This is a genomic window from Pelomonas sp. Root1217 (assembly GCF_001425705.1).
In the GTDB taxonomy this organism is placed as follows: Bacteria; Pseudomonadota; Gammaproteobacteria; order Burkholderiales; family Burkholderiaceae_C; genus Pelomonas.
On the sequence record NZ_LMDC01000028.1, the window covers coordinates 249,555 to 269,257 of the forward strand.

At 66.3% G+C, this 19,703-nt stretch carries 17 protein-coding genes and 2 tRNA genes; all 19 read right to left on the bottom strand.

Translation table 11 applies throughout. From position 1 onward, the window contains the following. Positions 1-19: 19 nt before the first annotated feature. The 19 genes from ASC95_RS21250 to ASC95_RS21340 all read right to left on the bottom strand — a co-directional run bounded on the left by ASC95_RS21250 (position 20) and on the right by ASC95_RS21340 (position 19,689). Positions 20-95: transfer RNA gene (locus ASC95_RS21250), tRNA-Glu, on the bottom strand. Positions 96-145: 50 nt separating this feature from the next. Continuing rightward, positions 146-221: transfer RNA gene (locus tag ASC95_RS21255), tRNA-Ala, on the bottom strand. 76 nt (positions 222-297) lie between these two features. Further along, positions 298-1,701 carry a glutamate--tRNA ligase gene (gene gltX / locus ASC95_RS21260; protein WP_057299699.1) on the bottom strand — a complete coding sequence of 468 codons (1,404 nt, stop codon included), beginning with the start codon at positions 1,699-1,701 and terminating at the stop codon, positions 298-300. Beyond that, entirely contained in the window at positions 1,698-2,924 is a 1,227-nt protein-coding gene (locus ASC95_RS21265; protein ID WP_057299700.1) for an O-succinylhomoserine sulfhydrylase, read from the bottom strand. The genes gltX and ASC95_RS21265 overlap by 4 nt, the downstream gene beginning before the upstream one ends. A 9-nt stretch (positions 2,925-2,933) precedes the next feature. Continuing rightward, on the bottom strand, positions 2,934-4,445 hold the full coding sequence (gene purF, locus ASC95_RS21270) for an amidophosphoribosyltransferase (RefSeq protein ID WP_057299701.1): 1,512 nt from the start codon (positions 4,443-4,445) through the stop codon (positions 2,934-2,936). 11 nt (positions 4,446-4,456) lie between these two features. Beyond that, positions 4,457-4,999 carry a CvpA family protein gene (locus ASC95_RS21275; RefSeq protein WP_057299702.1) on the bottom strand — a complete coding sequence of 181 codons (543 nt, stop codon included), beginning with the start codon at positions 4,997-4,999 and terminating at the stop codon, positions 4,457-4,459. Positions 5,000-5,005: 6 nt separating this feature from the next. Continuing rightward, positions 5,006-5,764 (bottom strand): SPOR domain-containing protein, encoded by a 759-nt coding sequence (locus tag ASC95_RS21280; RefSeq protein WP_057299703.1) that lies wholly within the window; start codon positions 5,762-5,764, stop codon positions 5,006-5,008. A 15-nt stretch (positions 5,765-5,779) separates the two neighbouring features. Continuing rightward, positions 5,780-7,090 (bottom strand): bifunctional tetrahydrofolate synthase/dihydrofolate synthase, encoded by a 1,311-nt coding sequence (gene folC, locus ASC95_RS21285; RefSeq protein WP_057299704.1) that lies wholly within the window; start codon positions 7,088-7,090, stop codon positions 5,780-5,782. 62 nt (positions 7,091-7,152) lie between these two features. Beyond that, positions 7,153-8,025: an acetyl-CoA carboxylase, carboxyltransferase subunit beta gene (gene accD, locus ASC95_RS21290; RefSeq protein WP_056196658.1), complete on the bottom strand. Its 873-nt coding sequence runs from the start codon at positions 8,023-8,025 to the stop codon at positions 7,153-7,155. 1 nt (position 8,026) lies between these two features. Beyond that, on the bottom strand, positions 8,027-8,830 hold the full coding sequence (trpA, locus tag ASC95_RS21295; RefSeq protein ID WP_057299705.1) for a tryptophan synthase subunit alpha: 804 nt from the start codon (positions 8,828-8,830) through the stop codon (positions 8,027-8,029). Next, positions 8,827-10,089 carry a tryptophan synthase subunit beta gene (gene trpB, locus ASC95_RS21300; protein WP_057299706.1) on the bottom strand — a complete coding sequence of 421 codons (1,263 nt, stop codon included), beginning with the start codon at positions 10,087-10,089 and terminating at the stop codon, positions 8,827-8,829. The genes trpA and trpB overlap by 4 nt, the downstream gene beginning before the upstream one ends. A gap of 12 nt (positions 10,090-10,101) precedes the next feature. Further along, positions 10,102-10,740 (bottom strand): phosphoribosylanthranilate isomerase, encoded by a 639-nt coding sequence (locus ASC95_RS21305; RefSeq protein ID WP_057299707.1) that lies wholly within the window; start codon positions 10,738-10,740, stop codon positions 10,102-10,104. Beyond that, positions 10,737-11,519 (bottom strand): tRNA pseudouridine(38-40) synthase TruA, encoded by a 783-nt coding sequence (gene truA / locus ASC95_RS21310; RefSeq protein ID WP_057299708.1) that lies wholly within the window; start codon positions 11,517-11,519, stop codon positions 10,737-10,739. The genes ASC95_RS21305 and truA overlap by 4 nt, the downstream gene beginning before the upstream one ends. Positions 11,520-11,574: 55 nt before the next feature. Then, positions 11,575-14,091, bottom strand: coding sequence for a FimV/HubP family polar landmark protein (locus ASC95_RS21315; protein WP_082567991.1), 2,517 nt, complete (start codon positions 14,089-14,091; stop codon positions 11,575-11,577). A 351-nt stretch (positions 14,092-14,442) separates the two neighbouring features. After that, on the bottom strand, positions 14,443-15,555 hold the full coding sequence (gene asd / locus ASC95_RS21320; RefSeq protein WP_057300454.1) for an aspartate-semialdehyde dehydrogenase: 1,113 nt from the start codon (positions 15,553-15,555) through the stop codon (positions 14,443-14,445). An 85-nt stretch (positions 15,556-15,640) separates the two neighbouring features. Beyond that, on the bottom strand, positions 15,641-16,735 hold the full coding sequence (leuB, locus tag ASC95_RS21325; RefSeq protein WP_057299709.1) for a 3-isopropylmalate dehydrogenase: 1,095 nt from the start codon (positions 16,733-16,735) through the stop codon (positions 15,641-15,643). Position 16,736: 1 nt separating this feature from the next. Then, positions 16,737-17,384: a 3-isopropylmalate dehydratase small subunit gene (leuD, locus tag ASC95_RS21330; RefSeq protein ID WP_057299710.1), complete on the bottom strand. Its 648-nt coding sequence runs from the start codon at positions 17,382-17,384 to the stop codon at positions 16,737-16,739. Positions 17,385-17,386: 2 nt separating this feature from the next. Continuing rightward, the gene (gene leuC / locus ASC95_RS21335) at positions 17,387-18,799 is read right to left on the bottom strand and encodes a 3-isopropylmalate dehydratase large subunit (RefSeq protein WP_057299711.1); all 1,413 of its coding nucleotides are present in this window, start codon (positions 18,797-18,799) and stop codon (positions 17,387-17,389) included. Further along, positions 18,796-19,689: a LysR family transcriptional regulator gene (locus tag ASC95_RS21340; protein WP_056196636.1), complete on the bottom strand. Its 894-nt coding sequence runs from the start codon at positions 19,687-19,689 to the stop codon at positions 18,796-18,798. The genes leuC and ASC95_RS21340 overlap by 4 nt, the downstream gene beginning before the upstream one ends. Positions 19,690-19,703 lie beyond the last annotated feature (14 nt).

The window sequence follows — 19,703 nt, forward strand, 5'->3', positions numbered from 1 at the left end:
TATCCAAGCTCATCAAACTTGGCGTCCCCTAGGGGATTCGAACCCCTGTAATCACCGTGAAAGGGTGGTGTCCTAGGCCTCTAGACGAAGGGGACGAAACCTTCGCAACTTGAACCGCGCGCCATCCAATAAGCCAAGGCCTTTTTGGTGGAGGTAAGCGGGATCGAACCGCTGACCTCTTGCATGCCATGCAAGCGCTCTCCCAGCTGAGCTATACCCCCGTGTTTTCGAGTTGACTGTTGCCAGTCTCTTCGTTAACAGCGCTGTTCAAGCGAGACCAAGAGTATATGACGAAATTCAAATGGATTGCAAGCGTTCAAGGACTTTTTTCTTGTCGAAGTGCTCAAGCACGGCGTCCAGACTCGGTGTCTGGGAACGCCCGCACACCAGCACGCGGACCGGCACGGCCAACTGCGGCATCTTCAGTCCGGTGGCTGCAAGGGTTTCCTTCAAGGCCTGCTGGATGCCGGCCTTGTTCCATTCGGCGATGGCCGAAAGTCGCTCCGCCAACACAGCCAGTGCCGGACGCACCGCATCGGTGATGTGAGCCGCAAGATCCTCGGCAGATGGCGCGACGGGCGCGAAATACATGGCCAGCCATTCGGCCAGCGCGGCGGCCGTCGCGCAGCGATCCTTGAACAGACCGATCTTGGGCTGGGCCTGCTCCGCCGTGGCTTGAATACCCTTGGCCTTGAGTTGCATGACGACAAGATCAGCCAGCCGGCCCTCGTCGATCTGCTTCAGATAGTGGCCGTTGACCCAGTCCAGCTTGGCTGGGTCCCACTGCGCTGGGCTCTTGGACAGGTGGGAGCCATCGAACCAGGCCACCATCTGCTCGGCCGTGAACAACTCATCGTCGCCATGGCTCCAGCCCAGGCGGGCGAGGTAGTTCAGCATGGCCTCGGGCAGATAACCACCGTCGGCATAGGCCGTCACGCTGACGGCGCCGCGGCGCTTGGACAGCTTCTGGCCGTCATCGCCCAGGATGATCGGAAGATGGCCGAACTGCGGCAACGCTGCACCCAGCGCGTTGAAGATGTTGATCTGCCAGGGCGTGTTGTTGATGTGCTCGTCACCGCGGAAAACATGGCTGATGCGCATGTCCCAATCGTCGACAACAACGGCGAAGTTGTAGGTCGGCACACCGTCGGTGCGCACGATGATGAGGTCGTCGATCTCGCGGTTGTTGATCGTGATCGGCCCCTTGACCAGGTCGCCCCAGGTCACGTCGCCGTCAATGGGGTTGGCGAAGCGGATGACGGGCTTCACACCCTCCGGCGGGGCGGGCAGCACCTTGCCCGGCTCGGGGCGCCAGCGGCGGTCGTAGAGCTTTTTCTCGCCGCGGGCCTGCTGAGCCTCCTTCATCGCGTCGAGCTCTTCGGGCGTGGTGTAGCAGCGGTAGGCCTTGCCCTCACTGATCAGCTGCTCGACGACGGCTTGATAGCGGTCCAGACGCTGCATCTGGTAGATCGGACCTTCGTCATAGCTCAGGCCGAGCCAGTTCATCGCTGCAATGATCTGGTCGACCGAGTCCTGGGTGGAGCGGGCCACGTCCGTATCCTCGATGCGCAGCACGAAGTCACCGCCATGGTGGCGGGCATAGGCCCAGGAATAAAGGGCGGTGCGGGCCGTGCCCAGGTGCAGGAAGCCGGTCGGCGACGGCGCGATGCGCGTGCGGACCTTGTCGAAAGTGGAGCTCATCGGATTTTCAAAGTGGAAAGGCCGCGCAGCAGATCGTCGGTGATGTCGTCGACATGCTCGAGGCCGATGGCGAGGCGGATCAGGCCCTGACCAATGCCGGCGGCTTGACGCTGGTCCTCGGTCAGGCGGCCGTGCGAGGTCGTCGCCGGGTGAGTGATGATGGATTTCGTATCGCCGAGATTAGTGGCGATGGACAGCACGCGGGTGCTGTCGATGACGTGGAAAGCCGCAGCGCGTGCGGCTTCGGTCGTGTCGGCGCGCAGGTCGAAGGACAGCACTGCACCGCCCTGCCCGCTCTGCTGGCGCATGGCCAGGTCATGCTGCGGATGGGAGGCGAGCGAAGGGTAGTAGACGCGGTCCACCTCCGGCTGCGCCTCCAGCCAGCGCGCAACGACCAGGGCCTGCTCGCTCTGGGCCTTCATGCGCAGCGACAGCGTCTCCAAGCCCTTGAGCACGACCCAGGCGTTGAAAGGCGCCAGCGTCATGCCCACCGTGCGCAGCACGGGGCCGAAGACATCGCGGATGAGTCTGTTGGGGCCGCACAGCGCGCCGGCCATCACGCGGCCCTGACCATCCATGTACTTGGTCGCCGAATGCATGACGATGTCGGCACCCAGCTCGGCCGGGCGCTGCAAGGCCGGCGTCGAATAGGTGTTGTCGACGGCCAGGATGGCGCCGCCAGCGTGTGCGATATGGGCCAAGGCCCGGATGTCGCAGACCTCGGTCAACGGGTTGGTTGGCGTCTCGGCAAAGAGCAGCTTCGTCGTTGGCTTGACGGCCGCCCGCCACTCGGCCAGGTCGGTCTGGGAGACAAAGCTGGTCTCAACGCCGAACTTGGCGAATTCTTTGGCAAACAGGTTGATGGTCGAGCCGAACACCGAGCGCGAGCAGACGACGTGATCGCCGGCCTTCAGCACGCCCATGCCGAGCAGCAGGATGGCGCTCATGCCGGTGGACGTCGCGATCGCCCCCTCGGTGCCCTCCAGCGCGGCCAGGCGCGCTTCGAGGCTGCGCACGGTCGGGTTGCTGGTGCGTGAGTAGGTGAAGTCCTCGGAGTTGGAGAACTTGCGCGCCGATGTCTCGGCGTCGGGCTGGACGTAGGCCGTCGTCAGGAACAGGGCCTCGGAGTTCTCGCCATACTGGCTGGGCGCGAGCGCCGAGCGCACAGCCAGGGTCTCCGGGCGCAGGCCCTCCGGCAGCGTGCGGCGAGCGGGGTCGCTCATGCCGTCAGCCTACTGCTCACTGCCGCCTTGCAGCGCCAGGCGGCCGCGCGCGTCGGCCTCTTCCTCGCTGGGCTGACTGGTTCGCTGCGCACGCAATGTGGCGAAGTCTTCCAGGCTGACGTCGCCGGTCACGTAGTGGCCATCGAAACAGCTCGCCTCGAAACCGGCAAGGCCCGGACGCAGCGCGGCAACAACGCGCTTCATTGCATCCACGTCCTGGTAGATCAGCGCATCGGCGCCGATGTATGCGCGGATCTCTTCGATGGAGCGGTTGTGTGCGATCAGCTCCTCGGTCGTCGGCATGTCGATGCCGTAGACATTGGGATAGCGCACCGGCGGCGCGGCGGAGGCCAGGTAGACCTTGCGCGCACCGGCCTCGCGGGCCATCTGCACGATTTCCTTGGACGTGGTGCCACGCACGATGGAGTCGTCCACCAGCAGCACATTCCGGTCCTTGAACTCGACACCGATGGCATTGAGCTTCTGGCGCACCGACTTCTTGCGCGCGCCCTGCCCCGGCATGATGAAGGTGCGGCCGACATAGCGGTTCTTCACGAAGCCCTCGCGATAGGGCTTGCCGATGCGGTGGGCCAGTTGCATGGCCGAGGGGCGGCTGCTTTCCGGAATCGGGATGACGACGTCGATCTCGTTGGGCGGCATCGTGGAGATGACCCGCTGGGCCAGGGTCTCGCCCATGTTCAGCCGCGCCTGGTAGACGGAGATGCCGTCCATCACCGAGTCCGGGCGAGCCAGGTAGACGAACTCGAACATACAGGGGTTCAACGTCGGGCTGTCATTGCACTGCTCGGTGTGCAGCTTGCCGGTCATGTCGATGAAGAGAGCCTCGCCGGGCGCCACGTCGCGCTCCAGCTGATGGCCGGTACCTTCCAACGCGACGCTTTCGCTGGCGACCATGACCTCGCCGTTAGCCGAGCGGCCGAAGCACAGCGGGCGGATACCGAAGGGGTCGCGGAAAGCCAGCAGGCCCTGGCCGGCGATCAGCGCGATGACGGCATAACTGCCCTTGATACGCTTTTGCACCGCGCGCACGGCGGAGAAGATCTCCTTGGGCGTCAACGGCAAATCGCGCGCGGCCAACTCCAGCTCGTGGGCCAGCACATTGATCAGCACCTCGGTGTCGCTCTCAGTGTTGATGTGGCGGCGGTCGATGTCGAAGAGCTCGTCCTTCAACGCATGGGCGTTCGTCAGGTTGCCGTTGTGCACCAGCACGATGCCGAACGGCGCATTCACGTAGAAGGGCTGGGCCTCTTCCTCGCTATAGGCATTGCCCGCCGTCGGGTAGCGCACCTGGCCGAGGCCGATGCTGCCCGGCAGCGCGCGCATATTGCGGGTGCGGAAGACGTCACGCACCATGCCGCGCGCCTTGTGCATGAAGCACTTGTTGCCCTGCATGGTGACGATGCCGGCGGCGTCCTGGCCGCGGTGCTGCAGCAGCAGCAGCGCGTCATACAGGAGCTGGTTGACGGGAGAGGCAGCGAGAGCGCCGACGATGCCGCACATGGCGAGGGTCCTTAATCAGTAGCGTCCGCTTCAGATGAGGTCATCGAGCGGGAAATAAAACGGGCAACCGGTTCGGGCAGCAACGGCGCGGCCTCCTGCAGCACGCCGGTCAGCACCGGCGCGGCACGCGAAGCCCGCCAGGTGGAGGACTCGGCCAGCGGAGATGCGCCAATGATGAGCACCAGCAGCAGCGCGATGAAAACGCCGCGCAGCGCGCCGAAGCCGGCGCCGCCGAGGCGGTCCACCACCGACAGCGGCGTGGCGTGGATCAGGGTCTTGACCAGGCGCGAGGCCAGGCTCCAGACGAGCAGCACGAAGAAGAAGGCGATTGCCAGCGCGACGACATGCAGTGCGGCGGGGCCGAATTTGCTGGTCATGGAGGCCGGCAGCAGATCCTCGACAACAGGCGCAAGCGGCGATGCGGCGAAATAGGCGACCACCCAGCCGGCGAGTGACATGACCTCGAAGATCAGGCCACGCCACAGGCCGATGCCGATCGAGATCAGCAGCACGGCCGCGAACGCGAGGTCGACCCAGCTGAGCGCGACATCCATGGCGGTCTACAGCGTCAGGATGGCGCCGGGCAGGCCCGCGCCCTTGAGCTTGGACGCGGCGCGCTCGGCCTCGTCGCGGCTGGCAAACGGACCCAGGCGCACGCGCACGCGGCGTCCATCGGCCGTGTCCACGGCTTGGGCATAGGTCTTGAGGCCGAGCTTCTCGACCTTGCTGCGCACGTCCTGTGCGGTCTTGTTCTCGCCGTAGGCGCCTACCTGCACGATGAAGCGCGCGGCGGAAGCAGCAGGCGTGCTGGCCGATGACTCCTTGCCCTCCAGCAGGGCCTGGGCGCGTGCGCCGTCATTGGCGTGGGCCTTGGGTTTCTCTGCAGCCTTCTCGGCGGGTTTTTCAGCAGGCTTTTCGGCAAGTCTGACCTGTGGCTTCTCAGCAGACTTTTCAGCCGGCTTGGCTTCCGCAGGCACGACAGCAGGGGCCACGGCGGGCGACGGCGTGATTTCGGGCACGGCGGCCGTATCGGCCTGGGCCAGCGGTTCGCGCGTCGGCACGGCCAGCGGCGGCGCGGTGTCCTTGCGCGGGATGTCGATGGGCAGGTCGACGGGGATCGGCCGTGGCTGGGTTTCGAAGATCAGTGGGAAGCCGACCACACCGGCCGCCACCAGCACGGCCGCGCCGATGAGACGGCGACGAGCGCGGATGCGCAGCAACTGCACGTCGTCGGCCGCCTTGGCGCCGGACTTGGCCGACTTTTTGGGCGGCGCCGCGGCGGCGGTGTCATCGCGCTTGAGAAAGGAAAACAGGCCCATCGGCGGCGTCTGGCGTCAGTGGAGGGTGGGAGGCTGGGGTGCGGTAGCACCGGCCGTCACGCGCGGCAGGCCCTGTTGAAGCACCCCGCCCACGGTGTAGAAGGAACCGAAGACGAGGATTCTATCGGCCGTGGTCGCCCCAGCCGCCGCCGCATGCAAGGCGTCCAGGGGGTTGGCATGGGTGTGCGTCGCGACATCGGGCGGCGTCTTCAGCCCGGCGGCGAGAAAGGCCGCTTCGAGCTGCTCGGCCTTGGCGGCGCGGGGAATGGCCAGGTCGGTGAAATGCCAGACGTCCACCAGCGGTGCGATCCTGGCCAGGATGCCGGCCAGGTCCTTGTCCGCCATCGCGCCGAAAACGGCGTGTGTGCGCGGGAAAAAGCCCATCTGGTCGAGGTTCTGGGCCAGCGCCGCGACGGCGTGCGGGTTGTGGGCCACGTCCAGCACCACTGCCGGTTGGCCGGCCAGTACCTGGAAGCGACCGGGCAATTCGACCAGGGCCAGGCCGGTGCGCACGGCCTGGGCGCTGATGGGCAGGCGATCCGTCAGCGCCTCGAAGGCGGCGAGCACGCCGGAAGCGTTCAGCAACTGGTTGACGCCGCGCAGCGCCGGGTAAGCCATGCCGGAGAAGCGCTTGTTGCGACCGGCCCATTGCCATTGCGTGCGGTCACCGCTGAAGGTGAAGTCGCGGCCCAGCTGGCGCAGATCCGCGCCGATCTCCAGGGCCCGCTCCGCCAGCGAGGCCGGCGGCACCGGATCACTGACGACGACGGGGCGGCCTGTGCGCATGATGCCGGCCTTCTCTCGGCCCACGCTTTCACGATCAGGGCCCAGAAACTCGGTGTGGTCAAGGTCGATGCTGGTGATGACGGCGCAGTCGGAATCGATGACATTGACAGCGTCCAGCCGACCGCCCAGGCCAACCTCGAGGATGACGAGGTCCAGCGGCTCATGCTGCAGGCGGCGCATGATGGCCAGCGTCGTGAACTCAAAATAGGTCAGCGTGATGTCGCCACGCGCGGCTTCGACGGCCTCGAAGTGCGGCTCCAGCGACTCGGCCGCCACCGGAGCACCACCGACGCGGCAGCGCTCCTGGAAGTGCACGAGATGCGGCTTGATGTAGAGGCCGACGCGGTAGCCGGCGTGCAGCGCGATGGACTCCAGCATCGCGCAGGTCGAACCCTTGCCGTTGGTGCCGGCGACGACGATGGTCGGGCAGTCGAAGGCGATGCCCAACTGCTCGCGAACGGTCGCGACGCGGTCCAGCGTCATGTCGATGGTCTTGGGGTGCAGGCGCTCGCAATGGGCGAGCCAGTCTTCAAGCGTCATGGCAGATCACTAAAAAACAAAAGCCAGGCGCGGAGCCTGGCTTGGAACTCTGCGAACGGCGTTCAGGCGACGGCGTCCGCGCTCTGGCGTTGCAGCATGGCAAGCTGGCGAGCGATGGTTTCGCGCAGCTGGCGGCGGTCCACGATCATGTCGATGGCGCCCTTCTCCATCAGGAACTCGGCGCGCTGGAAGCCGGCGGGCAGCTTCTCGCGCACGGTGTTCTCGATGACGCGGGGGCCGGCGAAGCCGATCAGCGCCTTGGGCTCGGCCAGCACGATGTCGCCAACGAAGGCGAAGCTGGCCGAAACACCGCCCATGGTCGGGTCGGTCAGCACGCTGATATAGGGCAACTTGGCCTTGGCCAGGCGGGTCAACGAGGCGTTGGTCTTCGCCATCTGCATCAAGGAGAGCAGGCCTTCCTGCATGCGCGCGCCGCCGGTGGCGGTGAAGCAGATGAAGGGCGTCTTCTGCTCGATGGCGGTCTCGACGCCGCGCACGAAGCGCTCGCCGACCACCGAACCCATGGAGCCGCCCATGAAGTCGAACTCGAAGCAGGCGGTCACGACCGGCACGCTCATGATGGCGCCGCCCATGACGATCAGCGCGTCGGTCTCGCCGGTGTTTTCCAGCGCTTCCTTCAGGCGGTCGGGGTACTTCTTGCTGTCCTTGAACTTCAGCGCGTCGACCGGCAGCACTTCCTGGCCGATCTCGTAGCGCCCTTCACCATCGAGGAAGGCGTCCAGGCGCGCACGGGCGCCGATGCGGTGGTGGTGAGAGCACTTGGGGCAGACGTTGATGTTCTGCTCGAGGTCGGTCTTGTAGAGCACCGTCTCGCAGCTAGGGCACTTGATCCACAGGCCCTCAGGCACCGTGCGCCGGTCGGCGAGGTCGCCCTGCTGGATCTTGGGCGGGAGCAGTTTGTCGATCCAACTCATGTCAGTTCCTCTTGTCGAGTGCGGCACGGATGTCTTGGATGAACGCCGCGCCGGTCAGGGCGACATTATCGGCTGGCTGGCGCTCCAGCAATTCGACCAGCTTGGAGCCGATGACGACCGCGTCGGAAACGTCGGCAACCGCCCGTGCCGTCGCGCCATCGCGGATGCCAAAACCGACGCCCACCGGCACGCTGACATGCTGGCGGATGCGCGGCACGGCCTCGGCCACGGCCGCTGTGTTCAGGTGGCCGGCGCCGGTTACGCCCTTGAGCGAGACGTAATAGACATAGCCGCTGGCGAGCTTGCCGACCTGGGCCATGCGCGCCTCGGTGGACGTGGGCGCGAGCAGGAAGATCGCATCCATGTCGGCCGCGCGGAGCTTGGCAGCGAACTCCTCGCATTCCTCGGGCGGGTAGTCGACGATCAACACGCCGTCCACGCCGGCGTCCTTGGCATCGGCCACGAAGGCGTCCAGGCCATAGCGTTCGACCGGGTTGGCGTAGCCCATCAGCACCAGCGGTGTCTTGTTGTTGCGGGCACGGAACTCGCGCACGAAGCCAAGCACCTTGCGCAAGCCGATGCCGTTCTTCAAGGCCCGTTCACCGGCGCGCTGGATGACGGGGCCGTCGGCCATCGGGTCGGAGAACGGCACGCCCAGTTCAATGACGTCAGCGCCGGCCTCGGCCATGGCCAGCAGCAGGTCGACGGTCGCGCTCGGGTAGGGATCACCGGCTGTGACGAAGGGGATCAGCGCCTTACGGCCGTCGGCCTTGAGCTGGTCGAAGGTGGTGGCGATGCGGCTCATTGCGCACCTCCCTTGACCTTTTCGCCCGCTTGCGAAGGCCGGTCGAAATAGGCGGCGCCGGACAGGTCGGCCACGGTGCCGATGTCCTTGTCGCCTCGGCCGCTGAGATTGACCAGCAGCACCTTGTCCTGGCCGAGCGTCGGGGCGAGCTTGATGGCGTGCGCAACGGCGTGGCTGGATTCCAGTGCCGGGATGATGCCTTCGGTGCGGCACAGCCGGTGGAAGGCCGACAGTGCCTCGGCATCGGTGACGCCGACGTACTCGGCGCGGCCGATGTCCTTCAGATGGGCGTGCTCGGGGCCGACACCGGGATAGTCCAGGCCGGCCGAGATGGAGTGCGTCTCGATGATCTGGCCGTCCTCGTCCTGCAGCAGGTAGGTGCGGTTGCCGTGCAGCACGCCGGGGCTGCCGGCGGTCAGCGTCGCGGCATGCTTGCCGCTGGCGATGCCCTGCCCTTCGGCCTCGACGCCGATCAGGCGAACGTTCTCGTGCGGGATGTAGGGGTGGAAGATGCCGATGGCGTTGGAGCCACCGCCCACGCAGGCGATGACGGCGTCCGGCTGGCGGCCGGCCAGCTCGGGCATCTGCTCCAGGCACTCCAGGCCGATGACGCGCTGGAAGTCACGCACCATCATCGGATAGGGGTGCGGGCCGGCGACTGTGCCGATGATGTAGAAGGTGTTCTCGACGTTGGTGACCCAGTCGCGCATCGCTTCGTTGAGGGCGTCCTTGAGCGTCTTGCTGCCGCTCTCCACCGGCACGACGGTCGCGCCGAGCAGCTTCATGCGATAGACATTGGGCGACTGGCGCTTGACGTCCTCGCTGCCCATGTAGACGACGCACTCCAGGCCGTAGCGCGCGCAGATGGTCGCCGTGGCCACGCCGTGCTGGCCGGCGCCGGTCTCGGCGATGACGCGCGGCTTGCCCATGCGCTTGGCGAGCAGGGCCTGCCCGATGACGTTGTTGATCTTGTGTGCGCCGGTGTGGTTGAGGTCCTCGCGCTTCAGGTAGACCTGCGCGCCGCCGAGCTCGCGGCTCAGGCGGTCGGCGTGATAGATGGGGCTCGGGCGACCGACGAAGTGCTTGAGCTCCTTCTTGTACTCGGCAATGAACTCGGGATCGTCGCGGTAGTGCGCGTAGGCGTCCTTGAGCTGGTCCAGCGCATGGACGAGGGTTTCGGAGACGAAGCTGCCGCCAAAGGTGGCGGTGCCCGCATGGCGGAAATGCCCGGTCGCGTCGGGCTGGTCGTAGGGGAACATGGCTTTCCTCTGTCAGGTCAGTTCTGCATCGACGCCGTCATCAGCAAGACGAACCGCGCGGCAGAACTCATGGATCAGGTCGGCGCTCTTGATGCCCTTGGACACCTCGACGCCGGAACTCACATCAACGGCCCAGGGCCGCACCTGCCTGATGCCATCGGCGACGTTTGCTGCATTCAACCCACCAGACAAAACGAGGCGAGAGCTGACGCTTGGAGGAATGAGTGACCAATCGAAGACCTTGCCGCCACCGCCGTAGCCATCGACATGAGCGTCGAGCAGCAGGGCCTGGGCGTTGGGAAATTGAGTTGCGAAGTCTAGCAAATCGACCCCGGGCGCCATGCGGGCAGCGCGCAGATAGGGTCGCTTCACGCGGTCGCAGTCGGCGGACGTCTCGTCGCCATGGAACTGGACGAGCATGTTGGGCAGCGCATCGAAGCCCGCTTGAAACTCGGCGTCGGTCGCGTTGACGAACAGGCCGACCGGCGTGACGAAGGGCGGTAGCAGCTTGGCAAGCGCCCTCGCCCGCTCCGCCGTCACGGCGCGCGGGCTCTTGGCGTAGAAGACGAAGCCGATGGCGTCGGCGCCGGCTTCGACGGCCGCCTCCACGTCGGCTTCACGGGTCAGGCCGCAGATCTTGATTCGTGTCATGGGAGCCAGTTCAGTGCCGCGACCTCGCGCGGGATGTCGAGTTCCGCATCGTAGGTCGGGCCGAGGAAGTAGAGGCCGTCAGGAGCAAAGGTCGGAGCCGCCACCTTGCGGTCCCGCGCGGCGAGCACGTCCGACACCCAATCCGCCGAGCGAGTACCGCTGCCGACGGCAAGGATGCAGCCCATCAGGTTGCGCACCATGTGATGCAGGAAGGCGCTGGCCTCGAATTCGAAGCGCCAGTAGGCGCCGCGCCGCTGCACACGGATCTCGCGCAGCGTCTTCACCGGCGATGCGGCCTGGCATTCGGACGAACGGAAGGACGAGAAGTCGTGTTCGCCAATGAGGCGTTCGGCAGCGGCTTCGAGGGCGGCCTGATCGAGCGGGCGGAACACCCAGCCACACTGCCCGGATTCGATGGCCGGCCGCACGGCGGATTCCAGAAGCAGATAGGCGTAGCGCCGCCCTCGCGCGGAATTGCGGGCGTGAAAGGTGTCGCCCGGAAAGCGGCACCACTGGATGGCGATGTCGGGCGGCAGATAGCGGTTGCTGCCGCGCACCCAGGAAAACAGCTCGCGCTCGACCTCGGTGTCGAAATGGATGACCTGGTTGATGCCATGCACGCCCGCATCAGTGCGGCCGGCGCAGACCGTGCGGATGGGCTGTGCAGCGAACGCGGACAGGCCTTTTTCAAGCGCATCCTGCACAGTGCGGCCGTCCGGCTGGCTCTGCCAGCCGTTGTAGCCGCCACCGCGGTAGCTGACTCCTAGTGCGACTCTCATGGGCTCCAAGTAAAAACGCCCGGCAAGCCGGGCGTTGAAGTATCGCGGCTGAGCCTTAGCGCAGCTCGTTCAGCATGGCCTGCGCCTTGTCACGCAACGGGCCGCTGGCACGCTGGATCAGCTCCTGGAGCACTTCGCGGGCGCCTTCGGTGTCACCGATCTGACGGAATTCGTCGGCCAGCTCGAGCTGACGCAGCAGCGGGTCGCCTTCGTCATCACTCAGCCCTTCGAGAGCCGACCCCAGCACCTCGGGATTCGTCTCGCCGGGCTGCGTGGGCTCGCCGAAGTCGAAGTCCAGGTCGGTGGAGGCAGATGCCGGAAGCGCGGGTGAAGGTGCCAGGCCACCCATGCTGCTGAGATCAAAGTTCAAATCCGGCGCGGGCGGCGCCGTGCGGGTGCCGCGGCTGGAGATGTCGAAGTCCATCGTCATCGGCGCCTGCTCGATCGAAGCAGGCAAGGCCTGGGTAGCCGCCATGGCATTCGGCGAAACCGGCTCGGGTGCATCCAGATCCAGATCAAGCGCCAGGTCGAAGCCGCTGACCGGACCGGTGTCGGGACCGCCGCGCAACGCATCGGTCGCCATATGAGCCGCAGCCGCCGCAGCAGCGGCTGATGCACCGCTGGGCAACGCCGTCTGGGGCAGCGTGCTGGCATTCATCGGCTCGGGGCGGAGCTCGGGGCCATCCTCGACATGAGCAGGCGCGCCGCCGGGCTGATAGAGCGGGTTGTCCGGGTCGATGCCGCGCCCCAGCTCCTGAGCCTTGCCCCAGTCCTCGCCCGAACCCTTGGTCTCGGCGTAAAGCTGCACGGCCAGTTGCTCGAAGCCCTTGGTGTCACGGCGCTTGGCGTAGACCTCCAGCAGCTTCAGGCGGATGGCCAGGCGCGTGGGGTTGGCGCGCAGGGCTTCCTTGAGGATTTCCTCGGCCTGCAGGTCGCGGCCATAGGCCAGGTAGACGTCGGCTTCCGCAACCGGATCGACGTCACCAATCGCGTCGAGCTGGCTGAGCGAATAGCTCATCGACGACTGGCCGCTGTTCTGCGCATCGCGCGTGTCGACGCGCTGGCCGCCGGTGCCGCCGAAGAAGGAATCGGGCTGCAGGCGGCTTTCGTGGAAGCCGGTCTCGGCTGCATGAGCCGGGCGGCGCGAGCGCAGTCGGAGCAAGCCCAATACACCCAGCACGGCGACGAGCATGCCGGCCAGCGGCAGCACGATGGGGCTGTCGATCAGTTGCTCAATGAAGCCCGGTGGCTCTGCAGCGGGCGGCGGTGCCAGCGGTGCACTGGCGCGCGGCGCAGGACGGGACGCGGCCGCACTCGCCGCAGCCGCAACCGGCGTCGAGGCAGCAGCGGATGCGGGCTCGGCAGTCGCCACGACCGGCGCGGGCAGCACCGGCGTTGCGGGCGCGGGCGCAGACGCTGTGGTGGGCGCCGGCGCCGCTGGCTTGGCCGCACTGGATAGCTTTTTCAGCTCCTCGACATTGCGGGTCAGCTCGGCTACGCGGGCGGCGGCGTCCTTCTTCTCGGTGTCCTTGGACAGCTTGGCCTCGGCGGCGCTGGCGGCGGTGCTGCCAGCCTTGCTGAGGGTGAGCTTGTCGGGCGTCGGCGCAGCGGCGGGCTTGCGGTCCTCGACGGCGGCCTGCACCTGTCCTTTGGACTGGCGCTCGCTCCCGCTGTTTTGCAGCGTCGGCGCGGCGGAGGCCAGGCGCTGGCGGTAGGCCGAGAAATCGGCGCTCTGGGCCAGGATGACACGACGCGCTTCGGGCGCGGGCACCGCGGCCAGCGAGTCGCTGGTCGGGACCTGCAACACGGCACCCGACTTCAGCAGGTTCATGTTGCCGTCGATGAAGGCGTCGGGATTGTTTCGGAACAGGCCGACCAGCATCTGGTCCAGCGAGATGCCGCTGACCTGGGTGCGCGTGGCAATCTTGGACAGCGAGTCGCCAGGGCGCACGGCGTACTCGGAGGCCGCCGTGGCCGGTGGTCGAACGGGAGCGGGTGCGGCAGCAGGCGGGCGGGCCGCTGCCACCGGCGCTGGCGCCGATGCGGAACCGTTGCGCGGCAAGGCTGAAGTCACAGCCGGCGCCGGTGCGGGAACAGCCTCGCTCGACGCAGCGGTGGCCGGCGCAGGCGCGGCGGCCACGGCCGGCGGTGCCGTGATGATCGGCGCGGGCTTGGGCAGGCTTGGCGGGTCGAACAGCAGCGTGTATTCGCGCACCAGGCGGCCACTGGACCAGCTCAATTCGAGGATGACGTCGACAAACGGCTCCTGGACCGAGCGATCACTGCTGACGCGCAGCAGGGTGCGGCCGTTGCTGCGCACGATCTGAACCTGGGTCGACGTCAGCACCGGGTTGTATTCCACGCCAGTGGCGCGGTAGGACTCGGGGGGTGCGACGCGCACCTTCAGCGTCGACGCCTCCTCGGGTGTCAGGCTGGTGACGTCGATCTCGGCGCGCATGGTCTCGCCCAGGGCCGACTGCACATTCAGCTTGCCCAGGCCAAGCGCTTGCGCACCACCGCCGGCTACGAGCAGCGCAGCAGCAAGCGCCAGATGATGGCGAGCAAATCCCATGGGTCGAACTCCCTCGAATGCGTCGCGGATGTAATCTTTCAAGGCATTCCCCAAAGCAACAAGGCGGGGCACAAAGCCCCGCCTGTCTCGATCTTCAGAACGCGCAGCACGAGCCTGGTCTGCACGCTGGTTTGCACGCTGGGCTGCACGCTGGGCTGCACGTTATAGCCTGTGTCGAGTCTGGAATAAAAAACACAACGGCATCAAGCATATACGCTGAAATGCTCAAGGGGTACCTGATGTGTCGCTTCGTTCCAATATCGACGCCCGGGTGAACCCTAGGTCAAACCGTAAAAGACCGTAAGCAAATCATGCCTTGCGCCACGCGGGGCGCAAGGCATGTTCGGTCTATCAACGCTCGAGCAGGATGCGCAGCATGCGGCGCAGCGGCTCGGCGGCGCCCCACAGCAGCTGGTCACCGATGGTGAAGGCACCCAGGTACTCGGGGCCCATGGCCAGCTTGCGCAGGCGGCCGACGGGGATGGTCATCGTGCCAGTGACGGCCACGGGCGTCAGGTCGCGGATGGTGGCTTCGCGCGTGTTCGGCACGACCTTCACCCAGGCGTTGTCGGCGGCGATCATGGCCTCGATGTCGGCCAGGGGCACGTCCTTCTTCAGCTTGAAGGTCAGGGCCTGGCTGTGGCAGCGCATTGCGCCGACGCGGACGCAGAAGCCGTCGACGGGAATGGCGCCCGAGCCGAGGATCTTGTTCGTCTCGGCCATGCCCTTCCACTCTTCCTTGGATTGGCCGTTGCCGAGGTCCTTGTCGATCCAGGGAATCAGCGAGCCGCCCAGCGGCACGCCAAAGTTGGCCACCTCGTCGGGCGACAGCGTGCGCTGCTTCTCGGCCAACAGGCGGTCGATGTCGAGGATGGCACTCTTCGGGTCGTCCAGCAGCGACCTGACCGACGCGTTCAGCGTGCCGTACTGGGTCAGCAGTTCGCGCATGTGCTGGGCACCGCCGCCGGAAGCGGCCTGGTAGGTCTGGGTGGACATCCACTCAACGAGGCCGGCCTTGTAGAGCGCGCCCACGCCCATCAGCATGCAGCTGACGGTGCAGTTGCCGCCGATCCAGTTCTTGCCGCCGTTGCTCAGCGCCTGGTCGATGACGGGGCGGTTGACCGGGTCCAGGATGATGACGGCGTCGTCCGCCATGCGCAGCGTGGAAGCGGCATCGATCCAGTGGCCCGTCCAGCCCGCGGCGCGCAGCTTGGGGTAGACCTCGGTCGTGTAGTCGCCGCCCTGGGCGGTGATGATGATGTCGCAGCGCTTGAGCTGTTCGATGTCGAAGGCGTTCTGCAGCGACTTCTCGTTCTTGGCCTGGGCCGGGGCAGCGCCGCCGGCGTTGGACGTCGAGAAGAACAGCGGCTCGATCAGGTCGAAATCGCGTTCAGTGGTCATGCGCTCCATGAGCACCGAGCCCACCATGCCGCGCCAGCCTACGAGGCCTACCAAGGTCGTCATCATCATTCCTTTGCTTCACCAAACCCCATCCACTTTGGGCCCCGGCTCGTTCGCCGGGTTTGGTGGGGCGAGACGAGACGGAGCTTTAGCTCTTGATGGTTTTCGTGGTCGTAATGGCTTTGACGACTGCGTCGCCCATCTCGATGGTCGTGACCTTCGAGGTGCCTTCGGACCAGATGTCGGCAGTGCGCAAGCCCTGGGCCAGCACCGATTGCACGGCCTGCTCGATACGAGCGGCAGCGTCGGCTTGGTTGAGGGAGAACTTGAGCATCATGGCAGCGGACAGGATTGTAGCCAGAGGATTGGCGATGCCCTTGCCTGCGATGTCCGGCGCGCTGCCGTGGCTGGGTTCGTAGAGGCCCTTGTTGTTGGCGTCCAACGAGGCCGACGGCAGCATGCCGATGGACCCGGTCAGCATCGCGGCTTCATCGGACAGGATGTCGCCGAACATGTTGCCGGTCACGACGACGTCGAACTTCTTCGGCGCCTTGACGAGCTGCATGGCTGCGTTGTCCACGTACATGTGGTCCAGCTCGACGTCGGGGTACTGGGCGTGGACTTCGATGACGATGTCCTTCCAGAACTGCGAGGTCTCCAGCACATTCGCCTTGTCGACGCTGGTCAGGCGCTTGCCACGCTTGCGGGCGGCCTGGAAGGCAACATGGGCGATGCGCTCGATCTCGGGACGCGAGTAGCGCATCGTGTCGAAGGCTTCGTCGGCGCCGGGGAAGTGGCCGTCCACGGCCGTGCGGCGGCCGCGCGGCTGGCCGAAGTAGATGTCGCCGGTCAGTTCGCGAATCAGCAGGATGTCGAGGCCCGCCACCAGCTCAGGCTTCAGCGACGAGGCGTGCGTGAGCTGCTCGTAGCAGATGGCCGGTCGAAAGTTGGCGAACAGGCCCAGGGCCTTGCGCAGGCCGAGGATGGCCTGCTCGGGGCGCAGCGAGCGCTCCAGCTTGTCGTACATCCAGTCGCCCACGGCGCCGAACAGTACGGCGTCGGCTTCCTGGGCCAGCTTCAGCGTGGCGGGCGGCAGCGGGTGGCCGCTGGTCTCGTAGGCCTTGCCGCCGACGTCGGCCCAGTCGAGCTGCAAAGGCAGGTCCAGCGCCTTCAGCACCTTGACGGCCTCGGCCATGATTTCTGGGCCGATGCCGTCGCCCGGCAGTACTGCAATCTTCTTCATCTCAAATCACTCGGTTGTTCAGCCAGGGCTTGGCGGCAATGCGCTGAGCCTCGTAGGCGCGGATCTTGTCGGTGTGCTGCAGCGTCAGGCCGATTTCATCCAGGCCGCCGATCAGGCACTCCTTACGGAAGGGCTCGATGTCGAACGGGAGCTCGGCACCGTCGGGCTTGACCACCACCTGGCGCGGCAGGTCGACGACCAGCTGGTAGCCGGGGAAGGCATAGACCTCGTCGAACAGGCGCACGATGGCGCTTTCCGGCAGGACGATGGGCAGCAGGCCGTTCTTGAAGCAGTTGTTGAAGAAGATGTCGGCGAAGCTCGGCGCCAGGATGGCGCGGAAGCCGTACTGCTGCAACGCCCAGGGCGCGTGCTCGCGGCTGGAACCACAGCCGAAGTTGCTGCGCGCGACCAGCACGCTGGCGCCGGCATAGCGCGGCAGGTTCAGCACGAAGTCGGGGTTGGGCTTGCGGCTGGCCGGGTCCTGGCCGGGCTCGCCGTGGTCCAGGTAGCGCCACTCGTCGAACAGGTTGGGGCCGAAGCCGCTGCGCTTGATCGACTTCAGGAACTGCTTGGGGATGATCGCGTCGGTATCGACGTTGTCGCGGTCCATGGGCGCGACGAGGCCCTTGTGGATGGTGAACTTGTCCATGGTCAGCTCAGCGTGCGAACGTCAACGAAATGGCCGGTCATCGCCGCTGCGGCAGCCATCGCCGGGCTGACCAGATGGGTACGGCCGCCGGCGCCCTGACGGCCTTCGAAGTTGCGGTTGCTGGTGGACGCGCAGCGCTCGCCCGGCTCCAGCCGGTCGGCGTTCATGGCCAGGCACATGGAGCAGCCCGGCTCGCGCCACTCGAAGCCGGCGGCCTTGAAGACCTGGTCCAGGCCTTCGGCTTCGGCTTGCGCCTTGACGAGGCCGGAACCCGGCACAACCAGGGCCAGCTTGATGTTCTTGGCCAGCCGGCCACCGACACGGCGCACGACGGCCGCAGCCTCGCGCATGTCCTCGATGCGGCTGTTGGTGCAGGAGCCGATGAAGACCTTATCGACATGGATGTCGCTGATGGCCTTGTTGGGTTCCAGGGCCATATAGGTCAGCGCGCGCTCGATGGCGCCGCGCTTGACGGCGTCCTTTTCCTTGTCGGGGTCGGGCACGCGGTCGTCGATGGCCAGCACCATCTCGGGCGAGGTGCCCCAGGTCACTTGCGGGCGGATCTGCGCGGCGTCGATCTCGACGACCTTGTCGAAGTGGGCGCCCGGGTCGGAATGCAGGGTGCGCCAGTAGGCGACGGCCTGCTCCCACTCGACACCTTGCGGCGAGAACGGGCGGCCCTTGACGTAGTTGATGGTCGTGTCGTCGACACCGATCAGCCCGGCGCGGGCACCGGCCTCGATGGCCATGTTGCAGACCGTCATGCGGCCTTCCATCGACAGCGAGCGGATGGCCGAACCCGCGAACTCGATGGTGTAACCGTTTCCGCCGGCGGTGCCGATCTTGCCGATGATGGCCAGCACGATGTCCTTGGCGCCGCAGCCCTTGGGTAAAGTCCCTTCGACATTGACGAGCAGGTTCTTCGCCTTCTTGGCCGACAGCGTCTGCGTGGCCAGCACATGCTCGACCTCGCTGGTGCCAATGCCATGCGCCAGCGCGCCAAAGGCACCGTGGGTGGAGGTGTGGCTGTCGCCGCAGACGACGGTCATGCCGGGCAGCGTCGCACCCTGCTCCGGGCCGATGACGTGCACGATGCCCTGGCGCTTGTCGTTCATCTTGAACTGCGTGATGCCGACGCGGTCGCAGTTGGCGTCCAGCGTGTCGACCTGCAGCTTGGAGATGGGATCTGCGATGCCTTGCGAGCGGTCGGTCGTTGGCACGTTGTGGTCGCTGACGGCGAGGTTCGCGCTCAGGCGCCAGACCTTGCGGCCGGCCAGGTCCAGGCCTTCGAAGGCCTGCGGGCTGGTCACCTCATGGACGAGGTGCCGGTCGATGTAGAGCAGCGCCGTGCCATCGGGCTCGGTGTGCACGACATGCTCGTCCCAGAGCTTGTCGTAAAGGGTTCTTGAAGTCATTGCTTCTCTCGAGGAATCAGGGTGTCCACGAAGCGTTGCACCACAGTGGGCAGACGCTGCTGGCGCAGGACACCCAATACATATTCGCGCTCGGCCCAGGGCTCTTCAAGGCGCAGGCAGCGCACGCCGAAGACGCGGGTGAAGCGTTCGGCTGGTTGCTCGGGCAGCACGGCCACGCCCAGGCCTGCCTCGACGAGCTGGGCGATGGCATCAAAGCCCCGCACCTGCCAGCGCGCGTTCAGCGTCTTGCCGCGTGCGGCCGCCTGCTCGCGCATCAGCTCCTGGGCGCTGGCGCCGGCATGCAGGCCGATGAGGTCATAGGCCAGCAGGTCGTCGAAGGTGACTTCCTCGCGCTGGGCCAGCGGGTGCTTCAAGGGCACGAGCGCCGCGAGGCGACCATGCGCAAACGTCCACGTCTGCAGCCGGTTGTCCAGCAGAGGCGGCGAGAACACACCGATGTCGGCACGCCCTTCCGCCACCGCGGCCTGGGCCTCGGCGCTGGTCAGGTCTTCCAGGCTGATGCGGATCTGGCTGTGCGCCTGCGAGAAACCCACCAGATGCGGCGGCAGCGCCTCGGTGATGGCACTGCTGTTGGCGGCGATGCGCAGATGGCCCTTGATGCCCCGCGAGAACTCCATGACCTCGGTCTCGAGTGCATAGAGGGATGCGTGCAGCGAACGGATATGGCGCACCAAGGCGCGGCCGGCCTCGGTAGGTTCGACCCCCCTCGCGCGCCGCTCAAAGAGCTGCACGCCAAGGCGGCTTTCCAGATCAGACAGGCGCTTGCTGGCGGCTGCCAGCGCCAGGTGTTCCTGGGCGGCGCCGCGCGTGATCGAGCGGGTCTGCTCGATGGCGAGCACGAGATTGAGAGTGGTGAGGTCGTGGCGCATGTTGATCGTCCAAC